Consider the following 257-nt stretch of genomic DNA (forward strand, 5'->3'; position numbering starts at 1 on the left):
ACCTGGCTGATTCCGGTCGGGCCCAGCCAGAAGCGCGAGGCGGCGGCGGTCGCAAGCGAGGCGGCCTCGCACTAAGCGGTTCGGCTGATCACCGAAGCGCAAAAATGCTGTGTTTCACACCGGTGGATTGTGGGGAGAGTTGTCGGACGATGGGTGTTTTCGTTTTGCTCTTGGGGTTTCCGGGCGTCGGCAAGCTGACAATCGCCAAAGAACTCGGCTCGCTTCTATCAGCAAAGATCATTGATAATCACTGGTTC

General features: G+C 58.0%; 1 pseudogene. It reads left to right on the forward strand.

The window, feature by feature from the left end:
• Positions 1–149 precede the first annotated feature (149 nt).
• Positions 150–257 (forward strand): annotated as a pseudogene (locus tag AF337_RS45835) (chloramphenicol phosphotransferase); the annotation flags it as partial.

This window comes from Rhizobium ecuadorense (assembly GCF_001187535.1).
GTDB lineage: Bacteria > Pseudomonadota > Alphaproteobacteria > Rhizobiales > Rhizobiaceae > Rhizobium > Rhizobium ecuadorense.